The 17,182-nt window shown below is 51.1% G+C and carries 15 protein-coding genes; 10 read left to right on the top strand and 5 right to left on the bottom strand.

The genetic code is table 11. The features are described from left to right. Positions 1-12 precede the first annotated feature (12 nt). Both EKM83_RS04595 and nhaC read left to right on the top strand, forming a co-directional pair. Positions 13-549, top strand: coding sequence for a GNAT family N-acetyltransferase (locus EKM83_RS04595; protein ID WP_125575459.1), 537 nt, complete (start codon positions 13-15; stop codon positions 547-549). Positions 550-998: 449 nt separating this feature from the next. Beyond that, complete coding sequence (nhaC, locus tag EKM83_RS04590; RefSeq protein WP_125575458.1) at positions 999-2,441, top strand: Na+/H+ antiporter NhaC; 1,443 nt, start codon at positions 999-1,001, stop codon at positions 2,439-2,441. A gap of 164 nt (positions 2,442-2,605) precedes the next feature. Here the strand turns inward: nhaC and EKM83_RS04585 are convergent, their stop codons facing one another. Next, the gene (locus tag EKM83_RS04585; RefSeq protein WP_125575457.1) at positions 2,606-3,271 is read right to left on the bottom strand and encodes a metal-dependent transcriptional regulator; all 666 of its coding nucleotides are present in this window, start codon (positions 3,269-3,271) and stop codon (positions 2,606-2,608) included. Positions 3,272-3,660: 389 nt separating this feature from the next. Between EKM83_RS04585 and EKM83_RS04580 the strand changes: the two genes are divergently transcribed. The 5 genes from EKM83_RS04580 (at position 3,661) to EKM83_RS04560 (ending at position 8,846) form a co-directional block, all read left to right on the top strand. Beyond that, positions 3,661-5,253: an Nramp family divalent metal transporter gene (locus EKM83_RS04580; protein WP_125575456.1), complete on the top strand. Its 1,593-nt coding sequence runs from the start codon at positions 3,661-3,663 to the stop codon at positions 5,251-5,253. Positions 5,254-5,256: 3 nt separating this feature from the next. Beyond that, the gene (locus EKM83_RS04575; RefSeq protein ID WP_125575455.1) at positions 5,257-5,688 is read left to right on the top strand and encodes a universal stress protein; all 432 of its coding nucleotides are present in this window, start codon (positions 5,257-5,259) and stop codon (positions 5,686-5,688) included. 186 nt (positions 5,689-5,874) lie between these two features. After that, positions 5,875-7,467 (top strand): Nramp family divalent metal transporter, encoded by a 1,593-nt coding sequence (locus EKM83_RS04570; protein ID WP_125575454.1) that lies wholly within the window; start codon positions 5,875-5,877, stop codon positions 7,465-7,467. Beyond that, a complete protein-coding gene (locus tag EKM83_RS04565; protein WP_125575453.1) occupies positions 7,448-7,879 on the top strand; it encodes a universal stress protein in 432 nt (143 codons plus the stop codon). Before EKM83_RS04570 ends, EKM83_RS04565 begins: the two co-directional genes overlap by 20 nt. Positions 7,880-8,501: 622 nt before the next feature. Continuing rightward, positions 8,502-8,846, top strand: a complete 345-nt coding sequence (locus tag EKM83_RS04560) for a hypothetical protein (RefSeq protein WP_125575452.1) — start codon at positions 8,502-8,504, stop codon at positions 8,844-8,846. A gap of 76 nt (positions 8,847-8,922) precedes the next feature. Here EKM83_RS04560 and EKM83_RS04555 read toward each other — a convergent pair whose 3' ends face one another. Both EKM83_RS04555 and EKM83_RS04550 read right to left on the bottom strand, forming a co-directional pair. Beyond that, on the bottom strand, positions 8,923-9,909 hold the full coding sequence (locus tag EKM83_RS04555; RefSeq protein WP_125575451.1) for a GMP reductase: 987 nt from the start codon (positions 9,907-9,909) through the stop codon (positions 8,923-8,925). A gap of 25 nt (positions 9,910-9,934) precedes the next feature. Continuing rightward, complete coding sequence (locus EKM83_RS04550) at positions 9,935-11,221, bottom strand: adenylosuccinate synthase (RefSeq protein WP_125575450.1); 1,287 nt, start codon at positions 11,219-11,221, stop codon at positions 9,935-9,937. A gap of 273 nt (positions 11,222-11,494) precedes the next feature. Between EKM83_RS04550 and purB the strand changes: the two genes are divergently transcribed. Beyond that, positions 11,495-12,793: an adenylosuccinate lyase gene (purB, locus tag EKM83_RS04545; protein WP_125575449.1), complete on the top strand. Its 1,299-nt coding sequence runs from the start codon at positions 11,495-11,497 to the stop codon at positions 12,791-12,793. Positions 12,794-12,822: 29 nt separating this feature from the next. Next, positions 12,823-13,044 (top strand): hypothetical protein, encoded by a 222-nt coding sequence (locus tag EKM83_RS04540; RefSeq protein WP_125575448.1) that lies wholly within the window; start codon positions 12,823-12,825, stop codon positions 13,042-13,044. A gap of 1,108 nt (positions 13,045-14,152) precedes the next feature. Here the strand turns inward: EKM83_RS04540 and EKM83_RS04535 are convergent. After that, positions 14,153-15,091 (bottom strand): alpha/beta hydrolase, encoded by a 939-nt coding sequence (locus EKM83_RS04535; RefSeq protein ID WP_125575447.1) that lies wholly within the window; start codon positions 15,089-15,091, stop codon positions 14,153-14,155. 66 nt (positions 15,092-15,157) lie between these two features. After that, positions 15,158-15,952: a tyrosine-protein phosphatase gene (locus EKM83_RS04530; RefSeq protein ID WP_125575446.1), complete on the bottom strand. Its 795-nt coding sequence runs from the start codon at positions 15,950-15,952 to the stop codon at positions 15,158-15,160. A 167-nt stretch (positions 15,953-16,119) separates the two neighbouring features. Between EKM83_RS04530 and EKM83_RS04525 the strand changes: the two genes are divergently transcribed. Further along, a complete protein-coding gene (locus tag EKM83_RS04525; RefSeq protein WP_125575445.1) occupies positions 16,120-17,010 on the top strand; it encodes an alpha/beta hydrolase fold domain-containing protein in 891 nt (296 codons plus the stop codon). Positions 17,011-17,182: the final 172 nt, after the last annotated feature.

Here is a 17,182-nt window from a genome sequence, read left to right as displayed (position 1 = left end):
GAGGTAGACGAAGTGAGTTTAAGTTTTGAGACGATTCAGCCCGAAGATTTCAAACAGGTAGACCAATTAGTTTCAGCGGCGTTTGAACCCGTCGAAGAAAGTGATGGCAGTGAGGTGAGTTTGATTCACCAGCTGCGGTCAACGTATGATTATCAACAGAGTCTAGAAGTGGTGGCTAAGCCCGCAATCGAGACCGTGGTGGGTCACGGCTTGTTGAGTCCCATCACCGTGCGGGGCGACCGCCACAACACGACGATCGTTGCCCTGGCGCCGTTAGCGGTAGACCCTGAGTGGCAAGGAAAAGGTGTTGGGAGTCAACTGCTGAGTGAGTTAGAGACCCGTGCGCGGCTGGCTGGCTTTCCTGCGATCAGCGTGGTCGGTGATATGAACTACTACGGTAGCCGCGGCTACGTGATGGCCGAAGACTTTGCCATCCACAATAGCTTGCCAGTGCCAATGGGCAGTCACCTGATCAAGCCCCTGACGGCGGGATCACTGGCCCACGTGGGCGGGATGATTGAGTACCCGGACGTTTTTTACCGAAACTAGATTGGTTAGGAATCACTGAGTGGTCTGACAATTTCACCAACTAAAAAAATGTGATTATCTTCAAAGCGTTGATTTACCGGCGTTTTAGTCACCGGTCTAAAGATTAAAATTAAATTAGAGGTTGACGGTCGCCAAACAGCGTGCTAATATCAAAGTCAATCAAATACAGAACGCTAATTTCCATTACCAAGTAGCGTGTCATCTGGGTGTCAGAAAGTCGGTGGTTGCTGCGAACCGATCAGGGTGATTACGACGAAATACAGTGGGATGTCCTGGTACGCCAGGCGGAAAGACTAGAGCCGTTACCTTCTAGAGAGTGGAGTTACTGGGTCTAGAACCAGTAACCCAAGTTGGGTGGTACCACGGTTTAGTCTAAATCGTCCCTGTTGCAGAATTGCAGCAGGGGCGATTTTTTTACATACTTGGCAAAATAAGAGGGAGCGATTTTTATGAAAGAACACACGCAATCAGGAAAAAAGCCGATCAACTTCGGTGAAGCGATGACCATCTTACTGATCATGCTGGTCATCATGGGCTTAGGCGTTATCAAATTTGGTTTGTCACCTACGACACCAGTGCTGTTGGTCATTGCCTTAGTCATCTTGTGGGCAAAGGTTCGCGGCGCTGATTGGGATACCATTCACAGTGGCATCATCGACGGAATCAAGACCGGGATTATTCCCATCTTCATCTTCCTGTTGATTGGGGCGCTGATCAGTGTTTGGATCGCTGCGGGGATTATTCCATCCATGATGGTCTTCGGGTTCCATTTGATTTCTGCGCAATGGTTCGTACCGTCCGTCTTCTTGGTTTGTGCCATCGTCGGGACGTCCATCGGGAGTGCCTTTACCATCATTTCCACGATTGGGATTGCCCTGTTTGGGATGGGGACCACGATGGGCTTCAACCCAGCGTTAGTTGCTGGGGCCATCATCTCCGGGGCCATCTTCGGTGACAAGACTTCACCGCTGTCTGACTCCACCAACCTGGCTTCGGCCATCGCGGAATCTGAATTATTTGCTCACATCAAAAACTTAATGTGGTCGACGATTCCCGCCTTTATCGTTTCCTTGATTCTCTACTTCTTCATGGGCACCGGTGCCTCTAACGCCAATGCCTTGAACAAAATCAACAGTACTGTGGCCACGTTAAACGCCAACTTCTCCATTACTTGGTGGGCCGCCTTACCCATCATTGTGATGTTTGTCTGTGCTTGGCGGAAGATTCCAGCCATTGAAACTTTGCTGTTAAACGTCGGCTTGGGCATTGTGATGTTATTCATCGAAAAGCCCAGCACCTCTGTCAGTAGCGTGGCCACGATGATCGAATCCGGCTTCGTTTCCAAGACGGGGAACACCAGCGTCGACGCCTTACTAACACGGGGTGGCATTAGTGCCATGATGTCGACGGTTTCCTTGATTATTTTGACGCTGACCTTAGGGGGCCTGCTGATGAAGTTCGATGTCATTCAGACCGCCATGGTGCCATTGGCTAAACGCCTGAAGAGTACCGGTTCACTGGTTACGGCCGCTATCCTATCCGGAATTGGCGTCAACGTCTTCGTTGGGGAACAGTACCTTTCCGTCATCTTACCCGGGAAGGCCTTCAAGCAAACCTTTAACAAGCGGGGCCTGGACAACCTGGCCTTGAGTCGGGTCTTGGAAGATGGTGGGACCGTCATCAACTACTTGGTTCCTTGGGGCGTTGCTGCGGTCTTTGCCGCCAACACGCTGGGCGTTTCGACCTTGGCTTACCTGCCATTCTGTTTCTTCAGCCTGTTGTCCCCAGTCTTCTCCATCTTGAGTGGCTTCACGGGTGTTGGCTTGAAGCGTCTGCCATCTTCTGACGACAGTAGCGCTACCGCAGCCACGATGGCCGCTGATGGGCGGTAGTTGTTCGAAATTGCCAAACGAATAACCGATTGTAAAAGGCCCTTGTGGGTGGTTAGCGGATTGAGCTAGCCGAGGGCGTTTTATATAGACATAATCTAAAAAGCACGTGACGCGTCCTGGTGAACGACCAGGTAGGCGTCACGTGTTTTTGATTGTCATTGTCATCAGCTCTCGACCGTAGCCGCCACCGGTTCCGTGTACAAATAAGTCGCCACCAGTCCGTTGACCGTGACCTCGCGTTGGTCTGGCAGCTGCAAGTACAATAGGTGTAGCTCCTCATCACGGGCAGTCACGGTTACCGGCGTGTCCAATGGTAAGCGCAAATGTGTCACGTAAGCCACTAAATTCGCCGTTTCCAGGTAGCCACACAGTGTGACCGTCGCGTTGACGGGAACGTCGCTGAGCCGGGTGACCCGGCTATCGTCTAACATCTGGTCCGGCTTTAAGGCGCCGCCAAACGGACTGCGTTGGGGATGGTCAAGGTAGTCCGCCAGCGCCGCCACGGTGGCCAACGACAAGGTGTCGGCCATTTGCCAGGCTTGATCCGGAATCTGGGCTAGGGGCAAATGCAGTTGGCGGTCCAAGAACACCTCACATAACCGATAGGCAAATAGTAGGTGGCGCGCTTGGTCGCGGCCTTGTTCGGTCAACGTGACCCCGGTGTAGCGGCGCCGGTGGACCAAGCCCTGGGCCTGTAACTGCCGGGTGGCTTCAGTCACCGTGGCGGGGGTCACATTGGCGAAATGGATAATTTGTTTATTGCTGACGCGAGCACGGGCAAAACTGCACTCGGCAATGATTTTTAAATACGTATTTTGATGGTTTGACATCTCATCAACTCCCCAAGAAATTAGAAAATATTTCAGTGCCCCTAAAATTTTATTTTTACGATTTAAATTCTACCGGTCTTCGCGAAAACTTGCAAATTTTTCTAAAAATCATTTATTTGTGATTATTCTATAAGAATTGAATTAACCCGGATGCCGTTAAGCGGGCATTAGTGTGCTTAAAGTTTTGTTCGCCAAAATATTTTTCGCTTGAAACTAAAATCTGTTTCAGCAAAATAAAGGGGGTGGCTACAAGGATGTAACCGCTTAACCGACAGACAAAATTATTAATTAGTTCATATTTTAAAGTTAAGTTCCCCTAAATTTCTATTTGATTTAAGTAAACTTTAGGGTACAATGGGCCTTGTAGGAAACAGAAGGGGGTTTTGATTTTGAGTGATACACCAAAGAAGCACAAACTCATTGAATATGCCAATGGGCGGTCACTTGAAGAGATTAACGGTACGGTTAAAGTACCGAAGGGGAAAGGGTTCTGGAAAACCTTATTCATGTATTCCGGGCCTGGTGCATTAGTTGCGGTCGGTTACATGGATCCTGGTAACTGGTCAACGTCCATCACGGGTGGCCAAAATTTCCAATACTTATTGATGTCGATTATCTTGATCTCAAGTTTGATTGCGATGTTACTGCAATACATGGCAGCTAAACTTGGTATCGTGAGCCAAATGGACTTGGCCCAGGCAATTCGCGCCCGGACCAGTAAGTCACTAGGCATCGTGTTATGGATTCTAACAGAATTTGCTATTATGGCGACGGATATTGCGGAAGTTATTGGGGCCGCGATTGCCTTATATCTGCTTTTCCACATTCCGTTGGTGATTGCTGTCTTTATTACCGTGTTAGATGTTTTGCTCTTATTGTTATTGACCAAGATTGGGTTCCGCAAGATCGAAGCCATCGTGGTTTGCTTGATTTTAGTGATTCTGGTAGTCTTCGCTTACGAAGTTGCCTTATCCAATCCTGACTGGGGTGGCGTCTTCGGTGGCTTGATTCCAAGTGCCAAGACGATTGCCTCCACGCCTAAGATTGGGGGCCAAACGCCAATCAGTGGGGCCTTGGGGATTATCGGGGCCACGGTTATGCCCCATAACCTTTACTTGCATTCAGCGATTTCGCAAACCCGGGAAATCGACCACAAAGATGAAGAAGATGTGGCGCGCACGGTGAAGTTCACCAGCTGGGACTCTAACATCCAATTAACGTTGGCCTTCTTCGTGAATGCCTTACTGTTGGTCATGGGGGTTGCCGTCTTCAAGAGTGGGTCCGTTAAAGATCCATCCTTCTTCGGTCTGTTCCAAGCCTTGTCAGATACTAGTACGATGAGCAATGGTGTATTGGCTAGCGTCGCTCGGACTGGGGTATTGTCCACTTTGTTTGCGGTTGCCTTGTTGGCTTCCGGTCAAAATTCCACGATTACTGGGACCTTGACTGGGCAAGTTATCATGGAAGGCTTCGTTCACATGCGGATGCCCCTGTGGTTACGGCGGTTAGTCACCCGGTTGATTTCCGTGATTCCGGTGTTGATCTGTGTCATGTTGACCAGTGGCAAGAGTGCCATTGATGAACACGAAGCGTTGAATGATTTGATGAACAATTCGCAGGTCTTCTTGGCCTTTGCCTTGCCATTCTCGATGTTGCCGTTGTTGATGATGACGGATAGTAAGGTCGAAATGGGCAAGCGGTTCAAGAACTCCTGGTGGGTCAAGATTCTCGGCTGGGTTTCGGTCTTAGCCTTAACTTACCTGAACTTGATCAACATGCCGGCTTCCATTCAAGGCTTCTATGGGGATGGCATCACTGCCAGCCAAACGGCAACTGCTAACGGGATTGCTTACGTCTTAGATGCAGCCATTTTGGTTCTGCTGGTTTGGACGATTGTTGAACTGCACAAGGGTAGCAAGCGCTTAGAAGCACAACTTGCAGCCGACCATGTTGACAGTGCGGTAGAAGACGAGGAGGCCTAGCTCATGGCAACGACTTTTAAAAAGATTTTAGTAGGGGTCGATGATTCGGCCGATGCGCTGTTGGCATTTGACTATGCCATTCATCAAGCCAAGCGCGACCAGGCGGAACTGATCATCGTTTCCGTCTTGGAACATGATGATATGAACGTGTACCAAGCACTTGATAGCGACTACGTTCACGGGGAACGTGACGAGTTGCGCGATCACGTGCGCGGTTATCAAAAGCAAGCCCAAGACGCTGGCGTGGCTGACGTCAAAATGGTGATTGCGGAAGGTGAACCAGGGGAAACCATCGTCCGCGACGTGATTCCGCACGTGCAACCAGACCTGTTAGTCATCGGGTCGATCGCCAAAAAAGGTGTGAGTCGTTACTTTGGGAGCCAAGCGGCCTACATGGCCAAGTACGCGCCCATTTCAGTGATGGTCGTCCGGTAGGTTAGATAGTAAAGTGAGATATGTGAAGTCGTTGGGTCGCCAAACTGCGGTCTGACGGCTTTTTGCGTCGCTTAATTTCTGAATAATAAATTTCAAGTAAATTACTGAGCGCTTTAGCGGCAACTTGATTTGCGTTTGCCGTACACTAGCCCTGGTCAGAGAATGAGACCAGAGGAGGGCAAGTCTATGGCTGATGAAAAGAAGCATAAGTTGATTGAATACGCGAATGGGCGGTCACTCGAAGAAATCAACGGTACGGTCAAAGTCCCGAAAGATATTGGTTTTTGGAAAACGTTGTTTGCGTATTCTGGGCCTGGTGCGTTAGTTGCGGTGGGGTACATGGATCCTGGGAACTGGTCAACGTCGATTACGGGTGGTCAAAACTTCCAATACCTCTTGATGTCTGTTATCTTGATGTCAAGTTTGATTGCGATGCTGTTGCAGTACATGGCAGCTAAACTTGGCATCGTGAGTCAGATGGATTTGGCCCAAGCGATTCGCGCCCGAACCAGTAAGTCGTTGGGTGTGGTCTTGTGGTTACTGACGGAATTGGCTATCATGGCGACGGATATTGCGGAAGTTATTGGTGCGGCGATTGCGCTGTACCTGCTGTTCCATATTCCGTTGGTCATCGCGGTGTTCATTACCGTCTTTGATGTGCTGTTGCTATTGCTGCTGACGAAGGTGGGCTTCCGGAAGATCGAAGCCATCGTGGTCTGCTTGATCATGGTCATTCTGTTCGTCTTCGTTTACCAAGTTGCGCTGTCTAATCCAGATTGGGGCGGCGTGTTCAAGGGCTTGATTCCCACCGGCGAGACCTTCTCGACCAGTCACGCAGTCGCGGGGATGACGCCACTGAACGGTGCCTTGGGCATCATTGGGGCGACCGTCATGCCGCACAATTTGTACCTGCACTCCGCGATTTCGCAGACGCGGGCCATTGACCACAATGATGAAGAAGACGTGGCGCGGACGGTAAAATTTGCCGGCTTGGACTCTAATATCCAACTGACTTTTGCTTTCTTCGTCAATGCTTTGCTGTTGATCATGGGAGTTGCCGTCTTCAAGACTGGTGCCGTCAAGGATCCTTCCTTCTTCGGCCTGTTTCACGCCTTGTCTGACACGACGACCATGAGTAATGGTGTCTTGAGCAGTGTGGCGCGGACCGGGATCTTATCCACGCTGTTTGCCGTTGCCTTACTGGCTTCCGGGCAAAACTCCACGATTACCGGGACTTTGTCTGGGCAAGTCATCATGGAAGGTTTCGTTCACATGCGGATGCCATTGTGGTTGCGGCGGTTAGTCACCCGACTGATTTCCGTGATTCCCGTGTTGGTCTGCGTCATGTTGACCAGCGGCAAGAGTGCCATTGCGGAACACGAAGCCCTGAATGATTTGATGAACAATTCGCAAGTCTTCTTGGCTTTCGCCTTGCCATTCTCGATGTTGCCGTTGTTGATGATGACGGACAGCAAGCTGGAAATGGGCGAGCGGTTCAAGAACTCCTGGTGGCTGAAGATTCTCGGCTGGGTCTCCGTCATCGCGTTGACGGCGCTGAACCTGGAGGGGATGCCGGGCCAAGTCCAAGGCTTCTTCGGCGCGAACGTCACCGGGGCAAAATTAGCCTTGGCCAACGACATCGCTTACGTTTTGATCTTTGCGGTGCTGGCCTTACTGGCTTGGACCGTGATTGAGTTGCATCGTGGTAACAAGCGCTTAGCGGCGCAACTGGCAAACAAGGCCAAGGGGGCGGCGTCGGATGACAACGATCTTTCGTAAAATTTTAGTTGGGGTGGACGATTCGCCGGACGCCTTGCTGGCTTTCAAGTATGCGATTCATCAGGCTAAACGTGACCAGGCCACGCTAGTGATTGTCTCCATTTTGGAAAGCGAGAATATGAACGTTTATCAGGTGTTGGACACGGATTTTGTACATGGCGAGTATGCGGCCTTAAAGGACCACTTACAGGGCTACCGGCAACAAGCGCTAGATGCGGGCGTCGCCGATGTTCAGGTCATGATTGCGGAAGGTGAACCCGGCGAGACCATCGTCAAGGACGTGATTCCCAAGGTCCAACCGGACATCTTGATTGTGGGGTCGATCGCCAAACAAGGCGTCAGCCGCCACTTCGGCAGTCAAGCCGCATACATGGCCAAGTACGCACCGATTTCGGTGCTGGTGGTGCGGTGAGTTTAAGTTGATGCTAAAGGTTGAAAGCTGACTATCGACCATCGACACAATGCGACTCGTAACGCTAAAAATGGTCGGTTACAAATTCGTAGTAAGAACTGGCCGCCTACCGCCCGCCAACTATGGGTTGGAACGCTGGGGCGGACGGGTCGAGCCAAAGAGCGGTCTCGACACCTCGCTTTGAGCCGAAAGGTCACGTCTCAAAGACGCCAGTTGTCTAAGCGGCATGAAATGCGCCGCTAAGGCAACTCCCACGGCTGAACCCATATTTGGCGGACTCTCGGCTACAAGTGTACGTGCTAGTGACAGTTGGCTCAGCCCCAAGTAACAAATGACTTGGAAATTAGTCTTTACCATTTTTAGTGGACAAAACGCTGTTATTTCGGGAATCAACGTGTTAATTTCGCTTTCAACATTTAGTAGGGTATAAGTGAAGTGACGTCTGGGACCAATCTCTCAGGCGTCTTTTTGTCGGCCGACTACGGTGAGCAGTCAGTAAGGCAGGGTAACTATCAAAACTAGCGGTTAGCATTGCATGCTGCGGGTGGTCTGGCCATAATTAAGGCGAGCAATCGTGAGCGGGTGGCCGCTCAATTTACGAGTAAGGTTAGGGGGAGTCATCATGAGTAGTGACAAGGGGTCCACTTATACTGTGATATTGCATGCCGAAATGGGGCGGTATTGCGTGACCGTTCCGGAAATCGGCCTGACTTGGGGGACGACGGCAGAATCGGCCTTAGCGATGGCGGCTAAATTGATTGAGACGCAACGACGTGTGAGCGATGACGGGCCCGAACCACGGTCGTTTGCTGAGGTGAACGCACCCCTGGGAGATACCAAGATCAGCCTACAGGTTGCGGGGCCGACCACTGATCAGCCAGCACCAACGCCGAAAAAGCGGCCGACGTTGCGGAGTTATTTAAGCAAGATTGGCAAACGGCGGCTGGCGATGTCATCAAAGGATTAACGGCTTAGTCAGTGCCAAAAAATCACGGGTAACTTTCCCAAAAATTGGGAGAGTCGCTCGTGATTTTAATTTGTCGTTAGTAATTGTCGCCGTTCATGATGGAACTCTTCACAATCACGTAATCCACGGTCCGAATGTCCAAAAGATTGCGGCCACCGGCGTAGGAAATAGAGGATTGTAAGTCTTCTTGCATGGCGTTCAGCGTGTTGGCGATATCGCCGCGGTAAGGGACCAGCATTTGCTTGCCCTCAACGTTGCGGTAAGCGCCTTTTTGTTTCTCGGAAGCAGAACCCCAGTATTGCTTGAAGGTCCGGCCGTCGATAGTCAGTAGGCTACCAGGGGATTGTTCGTGACCGGCTAACATGGAGCCAATCATGACCATGCTAGCACCGAAGCGAATGGATTTGGCGATGTCGCCGTTGTAGCGAATCCCCCCGTCCGCGATGATCGGTTTCCGAGCAGCCTTCGCACATAGCCGCACGGCCGCTAGTTGCCAGCCACCGGTCCCAAAACCAGTCTTGAGCTTGGTGATGCAAGCCTTTCCTGGGCCAATGCCTACCTTAGTGGCGTCCGCACCGGCGTTTTCAAGTTCACGCACGGCTTCGGGCGTGCCCACGTTTCCGGCAATCACAAAACTGTCGGGCAACTTGGACTTGATCTGCTTGATCATCCGAATAACCGCGTCACTGTGGCCATGAGCGATGTCGATGGTGATGTATTCTGGCACCAAGTTAGCGGCCGCCAGTTCGTTGATGAAGGCGTGTTCGTCAGGCTTGACGCCCACACTGATCGACGCAAACAGTGACTTTTCGTGCATGCGTTCGATGAAGCCCCGACGTTCTTCGGGGTGGAAGCGGTGCATGACGTAGAAATAGTCGTTTTGCGCTAACCAGACGGCTAACGGTTCGTTGATGACCGTCTCCATGTTGGCGGGGACGACCGGAATCTTAAACCGATGCGGGCCAAACTCGATGCTGGTGTCGGCCTCGCTTCGGCTGTCGATGATACATTTGTTGGGCACGAGTTGAATATCTTCGTAATCAAATACTTCTGCGGGATGCATGAGCAGTCACTCCTTGTTCGTGGGGTTAGGCGTTCCAGACGTCACGTAAAATGTTCGTCTGTTCGCGGTCAGGGCCGACGGACAGCGTGGCAATATCCACGCCCACCAGTTCGGCTAAGCGTTTAACGTAATTTTGGGCATTGACGGGCAGTTCTTCGACTGAATGACAGCCGGTGATGTCTTCCGTCCAGCCAGGTAATTCTTCGTAAATCGGTTGGCAAGCGTCCAAATCGACTAAGCTGGCTGGGTAATGGTAGATGGTTTCGCCATTTAGCGCGTAAGCCTTGCAAATCTTAACGGTCTTCAAACCAGTCAGTACATCTAAACAGTTCAAGGATAAGCTGGTCAAGCCAGAAACGCGTTTGGCATGGCGGAGAACCACACTGTCAAACCAACCGATCCGCCGAGGCCGCTTGGTGACGGTCCCGTATTCATGACCGGTTTCCCGAATTGTGTCGCCAATCTCATCGAAGAGTTCGGTTGGGAAAGGTCCATCACCCACCCGGGAAGTGTAAGCCTTGCAGACACCAACCACGTGGTCGATCTTGGTTGGGCCCACGCCAGCGCCAATCGTGACGCCCCCGGCTACCGGGTTAGAAGAAGTGACGAATGGGTAAGTTCCGTGGTCGATATCAAGCATCACGCCTTGCGCCCCTTCGAAGAGGACGTTCTTGCCGGCGTCGATTGCGTCATTGATGACCACCGACGTATCGGTCACGTGGCTCTTGATTTGTTGGCCTAATGCGTAGTATTCCTTAAAAATCGTCTCGAAGTCTAAGGGTTCAACGCCGTAAAGCTTGGTTAAAACATTGTTCTTTTCAATTAAGTTCTGTCGTAATTTGTCCGCAAAGATATCGTGATCTAACAAATCAGCGATGCGAATCCCGATTCGTTCGGCTTTATCCATGTAAGCCGGGCCGATACCTTTGTTCGTGGTCCCAATCTTGTTTTCCTTGGCCTTTTCTTGCGCCTGGTCTAACAGGATGTGGTACGGCAAGATGACGTGGGCGCGGTCAGAGATCCGCAAGTTATCCGTGGAAATCCCGTTGTCGTGCAAATAAGTTAATTCTTCAATTAAAGACTTCGGGTTGACCACGACACCGTTACCGATGACGCTCAGCTTGTCGGCGTAGAAAATCCCTGAAGGAATCAGCCGCAGCTTGAACGTTTGACCATTGAAGACGATGGTGTGGCCGGCATTGTCACCACCTTGGTAGCGGGCAATGACATCAGCCTTCTCACTCAGAAAATCCGTGATCTTTCCTTTACCTTCATCGCCCCATTGACTACCAACTACTACTGTTGATGACATTGCAAACACCTCATCGTTATTTTTTACTAGGCCGAACACCCAGCAAGAATAATTGTATCAAGTTCGTAATTGAATTTCAAGCGAAAAACGAACAATTATTTAAATAACCCGTATAAAAGTTCTTTTAATTATGGGTAGAAACTAATTAATAATGGATATATCGGTGAAATGTCTGGCAAAACTGGGATGTTCTATGATAAAATAGATAGCAGAGCAAGAAACGAATTTTAAAATTAATGTTCGGATTTTACCTATTACTGAGGAGGAACTTTGATGTTAGAACGCTACACCCGACCAGAAATGGGCCAGATTTGGTCCCTGGAGAATCAGTATCAGTCTTGGCTTGCCGTTGAAGTCGCTATCGACGAAGCCTGGGCCAAGTTAGGTGAGGTCCCCGAAGCGGACGCCCAAAAGATTCGGGAAAATGCCACATTTGACGTCGACCGCATCGCCGAGATCGAAGCCGTGACGCACCATGATATGGTGGCATTCACCCGCAACGTGTCGGAATCTCTAGGAGCGGAGCGCAAATGGATTCACTTCGGTGTCACCAGTACCGACGTTGTGGATACGGCCCAAGGCTATCGGCTGAAGCAGGCCAACGTGGTCATTCGCCAGAGCCTGGTCACGTTGATCGACACGCTCAAGGAGATGGCGCTGAAATATAAGGACACCGTCATGATCGGCCGGACCCACGGGGTGCAAGCTGAGCCAACCACCTTTGGACTGAAATTAGCGCGCTTCTACGCCGAAATGCAACGCAACCTCGACCGTTTCGACCGGGCTGCGGCGGGCGTAGAAACCGGCAAGATCAGCGGGGCAGTCGGCACCTTTGCGAACGTGCCACCTGAGGTAGAAGCCTTCGTTTGCGACCAACTCGGTATCAGTGCCCAACCGATTGCCAGTCAGGTGTTGCCACGGGATTTACACGCCGATTACATTGCGACGCTGGCCTTGATTGGCACGGGCGTGGAAAACATCGCCACGGAGATTCGGAGCCTGCAGCGCTCGGAGATTCATGAAGTCGAAGAACATTTCAACCCGGGGCAAAAGGGCTCATCGGCCATGCCGCATAAGCGTAATCCAATTGGTTCGGAAAACGTGACTGGTTTAGCCCGCGTATTGCGGGGCACCATGGTCACGGCGTATGAAAACGTCAGTCTGTGGCATGAGCGCGATATTTCTCACTCGTCAGCGGAACGGATGATTTTGCCGGAAAGTACGACGTTGTTGGATTACATGCTCCACCGAATCAACCGAATTTTAAGCCACTTAGATGTGTTCCCAGAAACGATGAAGGTGAATATGGACCGGACTTACGGTTTGATTTACAGCCAACGGCTCTTGTTGAAGCTGATTGAAACTGGGTTGAGCCGTGAAGCCGCCTATGACTTGGTGCAACCCTTAACGGCGCAGGCCTGGGACCAACAGACCCAGTTCCGACCACTGGTGGAAGCCAATGCCGAAATTACTGCGCGGTTGACGCCAGCCCAGATCGACGATGCCTTTGATTATCACTATCACTTACGGCGCGTGGACTTTATTTTCAAACGCTTAGGCTTAACGGACTAACAGTCAAGAAAACTTGGGGGGAATGAACAATGGAAAAGGTGTATTCACCAGCTGATGCGCAGCGGAATCTCCAGAGTTTGTTGCAAGAGGTCAAAGATGGTAAGGCAGTCCGAATTGAAGATAAGACGACAGATGCGATTTTAGTAAGCGAACAGCAGTGGGCAGCGGTTCAAAAGCAATTGGCCGCGGCCACCCAACACCAAACGGTTCAACAGCGCGAGGACTTGTATAAGGCTTGGCGTTGGTTGTGAAGGTGTCCAGCAATCAAAGAAACGTTATTCTTGGTTAGGAATGGTATTGCAAAACAAGTGCGTGAACGGTCAAATGACGCAGAAGTCAACTTTGATCAGGCATGGCAACATCTTCGGTAAATTAAAGCTTGAAAGCTGAATTAATGCCTTGACTCCCAGAGCAATAGTGTTTTGTCCACCAAAACTAGTGAAACCAGGGCCTGCGTCAGCCAGGGTTCCGCCTGCTATGGGGAACACCTCCAGCCTGAGAAGCGGGCTTCCGGTTCGCTTGAAAGCCTGGCAAAGTTCGCCAGGCTCCCAAGTCGTCCCACGCTGTAGGCTGAGAAAGAACCTCAGCCAACACCGTCGACACAGCTGGCTCCACCCTGGCTGCCTCCGGCGAGGTTGGCGATTATCAGCAAGACGGCGTTAGTTAAAGACTGGTTGCTAAATCAACCGCTAACTGGGGCTAAGTCAACCATTACTAGCATGCGCTCTTGTAGCCGGGTGTCTGCCAAATATGGGTTCAGCCGTGGGAGTTGCCTTAGTGGCGCGGTTCATGCCGCTTAGGCAACTGGCGTCTTTGAGACGTGTCCTTCGGCTCAAAGCGAGGCCGAGACCGTTCCTCAGGCTCGGTCCGGTCCGCCCACCGCGTTCCAACCCATAGTTGGCGGACGGTAGGCGGCCAGCTCAAACTACGAAGCTGTAAACGACTAATTCTTACGCCATGAGCCGCGTGGTGACAATACTTCTAGCTGATTTTCATCTTTCAACCTTTAGTAAAAAAAACAAAAAAGTTCGGCGTCACTCTCGGGGAAAGAGCGACGCCGAACTTTTTTCATGAGGAGTACATTTACATTAGGGGGTGTAAATGTATTTTAGAGGAGTGGTCAGGCTTGAGGGAGCCTAACCTTGGGGTGATTCTCTTAGGGGGAGAGAATCAAAAGGGATTGGAATAGAATTAAGTAGTAATTGGTATTGGCTAATTACTATGGTTATTACTATACCCGGACTTTGTGAATAGAACCGGGGCAAAGTCGTGATGACTTTTTGACTAATTGGTAAAGAAAAACTAAAGTGTGAAGGAATTGCGACGGATGGCCAAACGCCGTTAAGTTAGGCTTAAGGTTCACTCGCCGTCGAAGTACGTCTGTAAGAATTCCGTCACGTGTTGTTGGTAACGGGCCGGATTGATCCAGAAACTTTCGGCATGCGAGGCGTTTTTCACAATCCACAATTGCTTAGGAGCGTGAGTCGCTGCGTAATTCTCGTAGGCCATCCCTACTGGCACGTACACGTCTTTTTCGCCGTGGATGAAGAGAATCGGCCGCTGATTTTTCTGGAGCTGTTCCGTGGCGGTCACGTCTCCCAGGTAGTAGCCGAGGCGGCGCTTAGAAATGGTGCTGACCAGTGGTTCAATCGGGTATTTGGGCAGGTGGAACTGCCGCTTCAACAGGTAGGTCAATTCGGCTTCGATGCTGGAGTAGCCACAGTCGGCGATGATGGCCTTGACCTGGTCCGGCAGCGTTTCGCCCGAGAGCATTTCCATGGTCGCACCGCCCATACTGACGCCGAATAGCAAGATTTTGACGTCGGTGTCGGCCCGGTCGATGACTTGCTGGATCCATTGTAAGTAGTCGAGACGGTCTAACCAGCCAAAGCTGATGTATTTACCGGCGCTTTCGCCGTGACCGCGGTCGTCGGGCAAGAGTACGTTGAAACCGAGGCGGTGATACATTTGAGCAAAGTTCGCCATAGTTTCGCCGTTGCCCTTGTAGCCGTGAGAAATGATGACGGTCTGGCGACTCGGTGTCTCGGCCGGAATGTATTCGGCGACCATCCGGTTTTGCGGATCGTGTTCGTGCAGGTACCATTTTTCCTTGGGAATCTGTTTGTACCAATCCACGTAGGCGTAGTAGGCATCGGCGTATTTCTGCTTGTCCGCGGAGGTTTCCGGGACGTAGTTGACCCGCTTGAAGGCGAAGTTAAAGAGGTGTTCACTGGCAGCCAGTGAGGTCAGGGCGATGCCAGCCAGTGGCAAGGCCCAGGTCAGAGCTTTTTTTTTCATACGTATCCAGTCCTTTCCAGTTAAAAAAACAGACTACCCGTGAATCGGTTAGCCTGGTACGGATGTTTAGTCCAAATAAAGTTGTCTTAAATTGGTTAAGTCATTGCGTGATAAGTCCAACACGTCATGCAAATAGTCTTGCACGCCACCGTATTGGGTGTTGATGACCTTCGTGGCCGCGGCGAGGTAGTCGGGATTGACGGTCGACAGCGCCCGAATATTGGTGACAAACGCTGCCGAATGGCCACTTTGACGGGCCTGTTCGCTTTGCTTGTCGACCAATGGCATTACGTTGGCGTTAGTTAACAGATAGTCCTGCTGAATGGTTTGCGGGTCAACGTTTAGCGCACTCAACGTTAGAAACGCACCCATTCCCGTTCGGTCCTTGCCAGCAGTACAGTGGAACAGCACGGATTGATCCGCTTGTTCGTTGCCTAACAGGGTACCAAAGAATTGGTGATAGGCCGCTTGGGCGCTGGGTAACGTGACCATCTTCCGGTACACGTCTAGCATGTGTTGGTAACCGGCCTGGTCGTTGGTGTTGAAGCGCTTTTCCAATTCTGCTTGCGTGGCCGAAGCGTCGGTCTCATCGCCTTCAGGAAAGACCGGGAGAAAATGATACTGGGCCCCAGCCGGAACCTTGTCGGGCGCCTGTTGCCGTTCTTTTTTGGACCGGAAGTCCACGTCTGCGACCACGCCATAATCAGTCAGCAATGTTTGATCATCCGGGGTGAGCCGGGCCAACCCGTCAGTCCGCAATAACTTGTGCCACTTGACGGTGTGACCATCAATGGTTGCATAACCACCTAGTTCCCGGAAGTTCCAGCCGCCAGTTATGTTTAGTTTTCGGTTCTTTGTCATTGGCTTTCTGCCACCCTTTCATCTCAACTGTTACATCTTCTATTCTAACGGTTTTGGTGAAAATTACCTAGTAATTCAATCTTGGGGAGGCGTTTTTACCCGAAACGCTGTATACTGGCAATATAAGTCGAGAGAATTGATGAAGGCAAAAAGATAGGGTGATAGTCGTGAGTTTGCGTGGGAAATGGTTACTCTTCAAGACCCAGCATAGTCAGCTCAAACAGCAGATTCAACAAGCATTTTTACAGCCCAGTCGGCAAAACCGGGCCGTGGTGCCCGAGAAGTTTCCGGCTACCATCGTGACCAAGGAACGGCAAGTCTTTGGCGGGCGCATCTTAACGGCCGCTTCCGGGGCACCGTTGCGGCAACACGTCTTGTTATTTCATGGTGGAGCCTATACGATGCAAGGTATCGATAGCCACCGAGAGTTGATGGAAACGTTGATCCAGCAGGCTAATCTGCGGGTGTCGTACGTGGATTATCCGCTAGTACCTGAGGCCACGGTCGATGAAACCGTGATCTTTGCGATGAACGCCTACGATTACTTGTTGGCACAGTATCCGGACGACCAGTTCTTCTTGATGGGGGATTCGGCCGGCGGGGGCTTGGCGTTGACGCTGCTTCAACAGTTAAAAGCCCACCAAAAGCCGTTGCCAGCAGGCAGTATCTTGATTTCTCCGTGGGCCGACCTCAGTATGATGAATCCGGATCTAAAGGCGGCCGCCAAGCACGACCCGTACTTAACGTTAGAAACGCTGAAAAAGATCGGGTTCGATTACGCCGGCGACCATCCTGTGACCGATCCGCTGGTCAGCCCCATTTACGGCGATTTCGACGACCTGGGCCCCATCCTGTTGTACTACGGCACCAACGAATTGCTGGCGGCCGATGACCAACGGCTGGTCCAAAAACTGGCCGAGGCCAGCGGAACGCCGTACAAGGCACGCGAGGTCAAGTCGATGCTCCACGATTACATTCTCTGGGGCAAGCTACCAGAAACCAAGCGCACGCTGAAGGAAGTTAAGCAGTTTATTTTAACGAAAAATATGGATGCGTAGGCCATTTAAAGTTGATGCAAGAGTTTGGGCTCTTTGTCAACCGGTGTTGATGGGGAGAATTTGAGAGGTTCAATTCACTTACGAATTGGGCCTCTTTTTTGGACCCGGATATTAAATTCAATCTGTATTCTATAGTGGAAGTTGGTCCAGTTGCGGTAGCCGTAGGCGGTGC

It is taken from the genome of Levilactobacillus angrenensis (genome assembly GCF_003946085.1).
GTDB lineage: Bacteria > Bacillota > Bacilli > Lactobacillales > Lactobacillaceae > Levilactobacillus > Levilactobacillus angrenensis.
Note: the sequence above shows the minus strand (reverse complement) of the source record. Positions and strands in the feature narration are given on the sequence as shown.

Coding starts and splice junctions, on each gene's coding strand:
- EKM83_RS04570 (WP_125575454.1), top strand. CDS start 5,875: ATGGCTGATGAAAAGAAGCATAAGTTGATTGAATACGCGAATGGGCGG.
- EKM83_RS04575 (WP_125575455.1), top strand. CDS start 5,257: ATGGCAACGACTTTTAAAAAGATTTTAGTAGGGGTCGATGATTCGGCC.
- purB (WP_125575449.1), top strand. CDS start 11,495: ATGTTAGAACGCTACACCCGACCAGAAATGGGCCAGATTTGGTCCCTG.
- EKM83_RS04535 (WP_125575447.1), bottom strand. CDS start 15,091: ATGAAAAAAAAAGCTCTGACCTGGGCCTTGCCACTGGCTGGCATCGCC.
- EKM83_RS04540 (WP_125575448.1), top strand. CDS start 12,823: ATGGAAAAGGTGTATTCACCAGCTGATGCGCAGCGGAATCTCCAGAGT.
- EKM83_RS04585 (WP_125575457.1), bottom strand. CDS start 3,271: ATGTCAAACCATCAAAATACGTATTTAAAAATCATTGCCGAGTGCAGT.
- EKM83_RS04560 (WP_125575452.1), top strand. CDS start 8,502: ATGAGTAGTGACAAGGGGTCCACTTATACTGTGATATTGCATGCCGAA.
- EKM83_RS04565 (WP_125575453.1), top strand. CDS start 7,448: ATGACAACGATCTTTCGTAAAATTTTAGTTGGGGTGGACGATTCGCCG.
- EKM83_RS04550 (WP_125575450.1), bottom strand. CDS start 11,221: ATGTCATCAACAGTAGTAGTTGGTAGTCAATGGGGCGATGAAGGTAAA.
- EKM83_RS04555 (WP_125575451.1), bottom strand. CDS start 9,909: ATGCATCCCGCAGAAGTATTTGATTACGAAGATATTCAACTCGTGCCC.
- EKM83_RS04530 (WP_125575446.1), bottom strand. CDS start 15,952: ATGACAAAGAACCGAAAACTAAACATAACTGGCGGCTGGAACTTCCGG.
- nhaC (WP_125575458.1), top strand. CDS start 999: ATGAAAGAACACACGCAATCAGGAAAAAAGCCGATCAACTTCGGTGAA.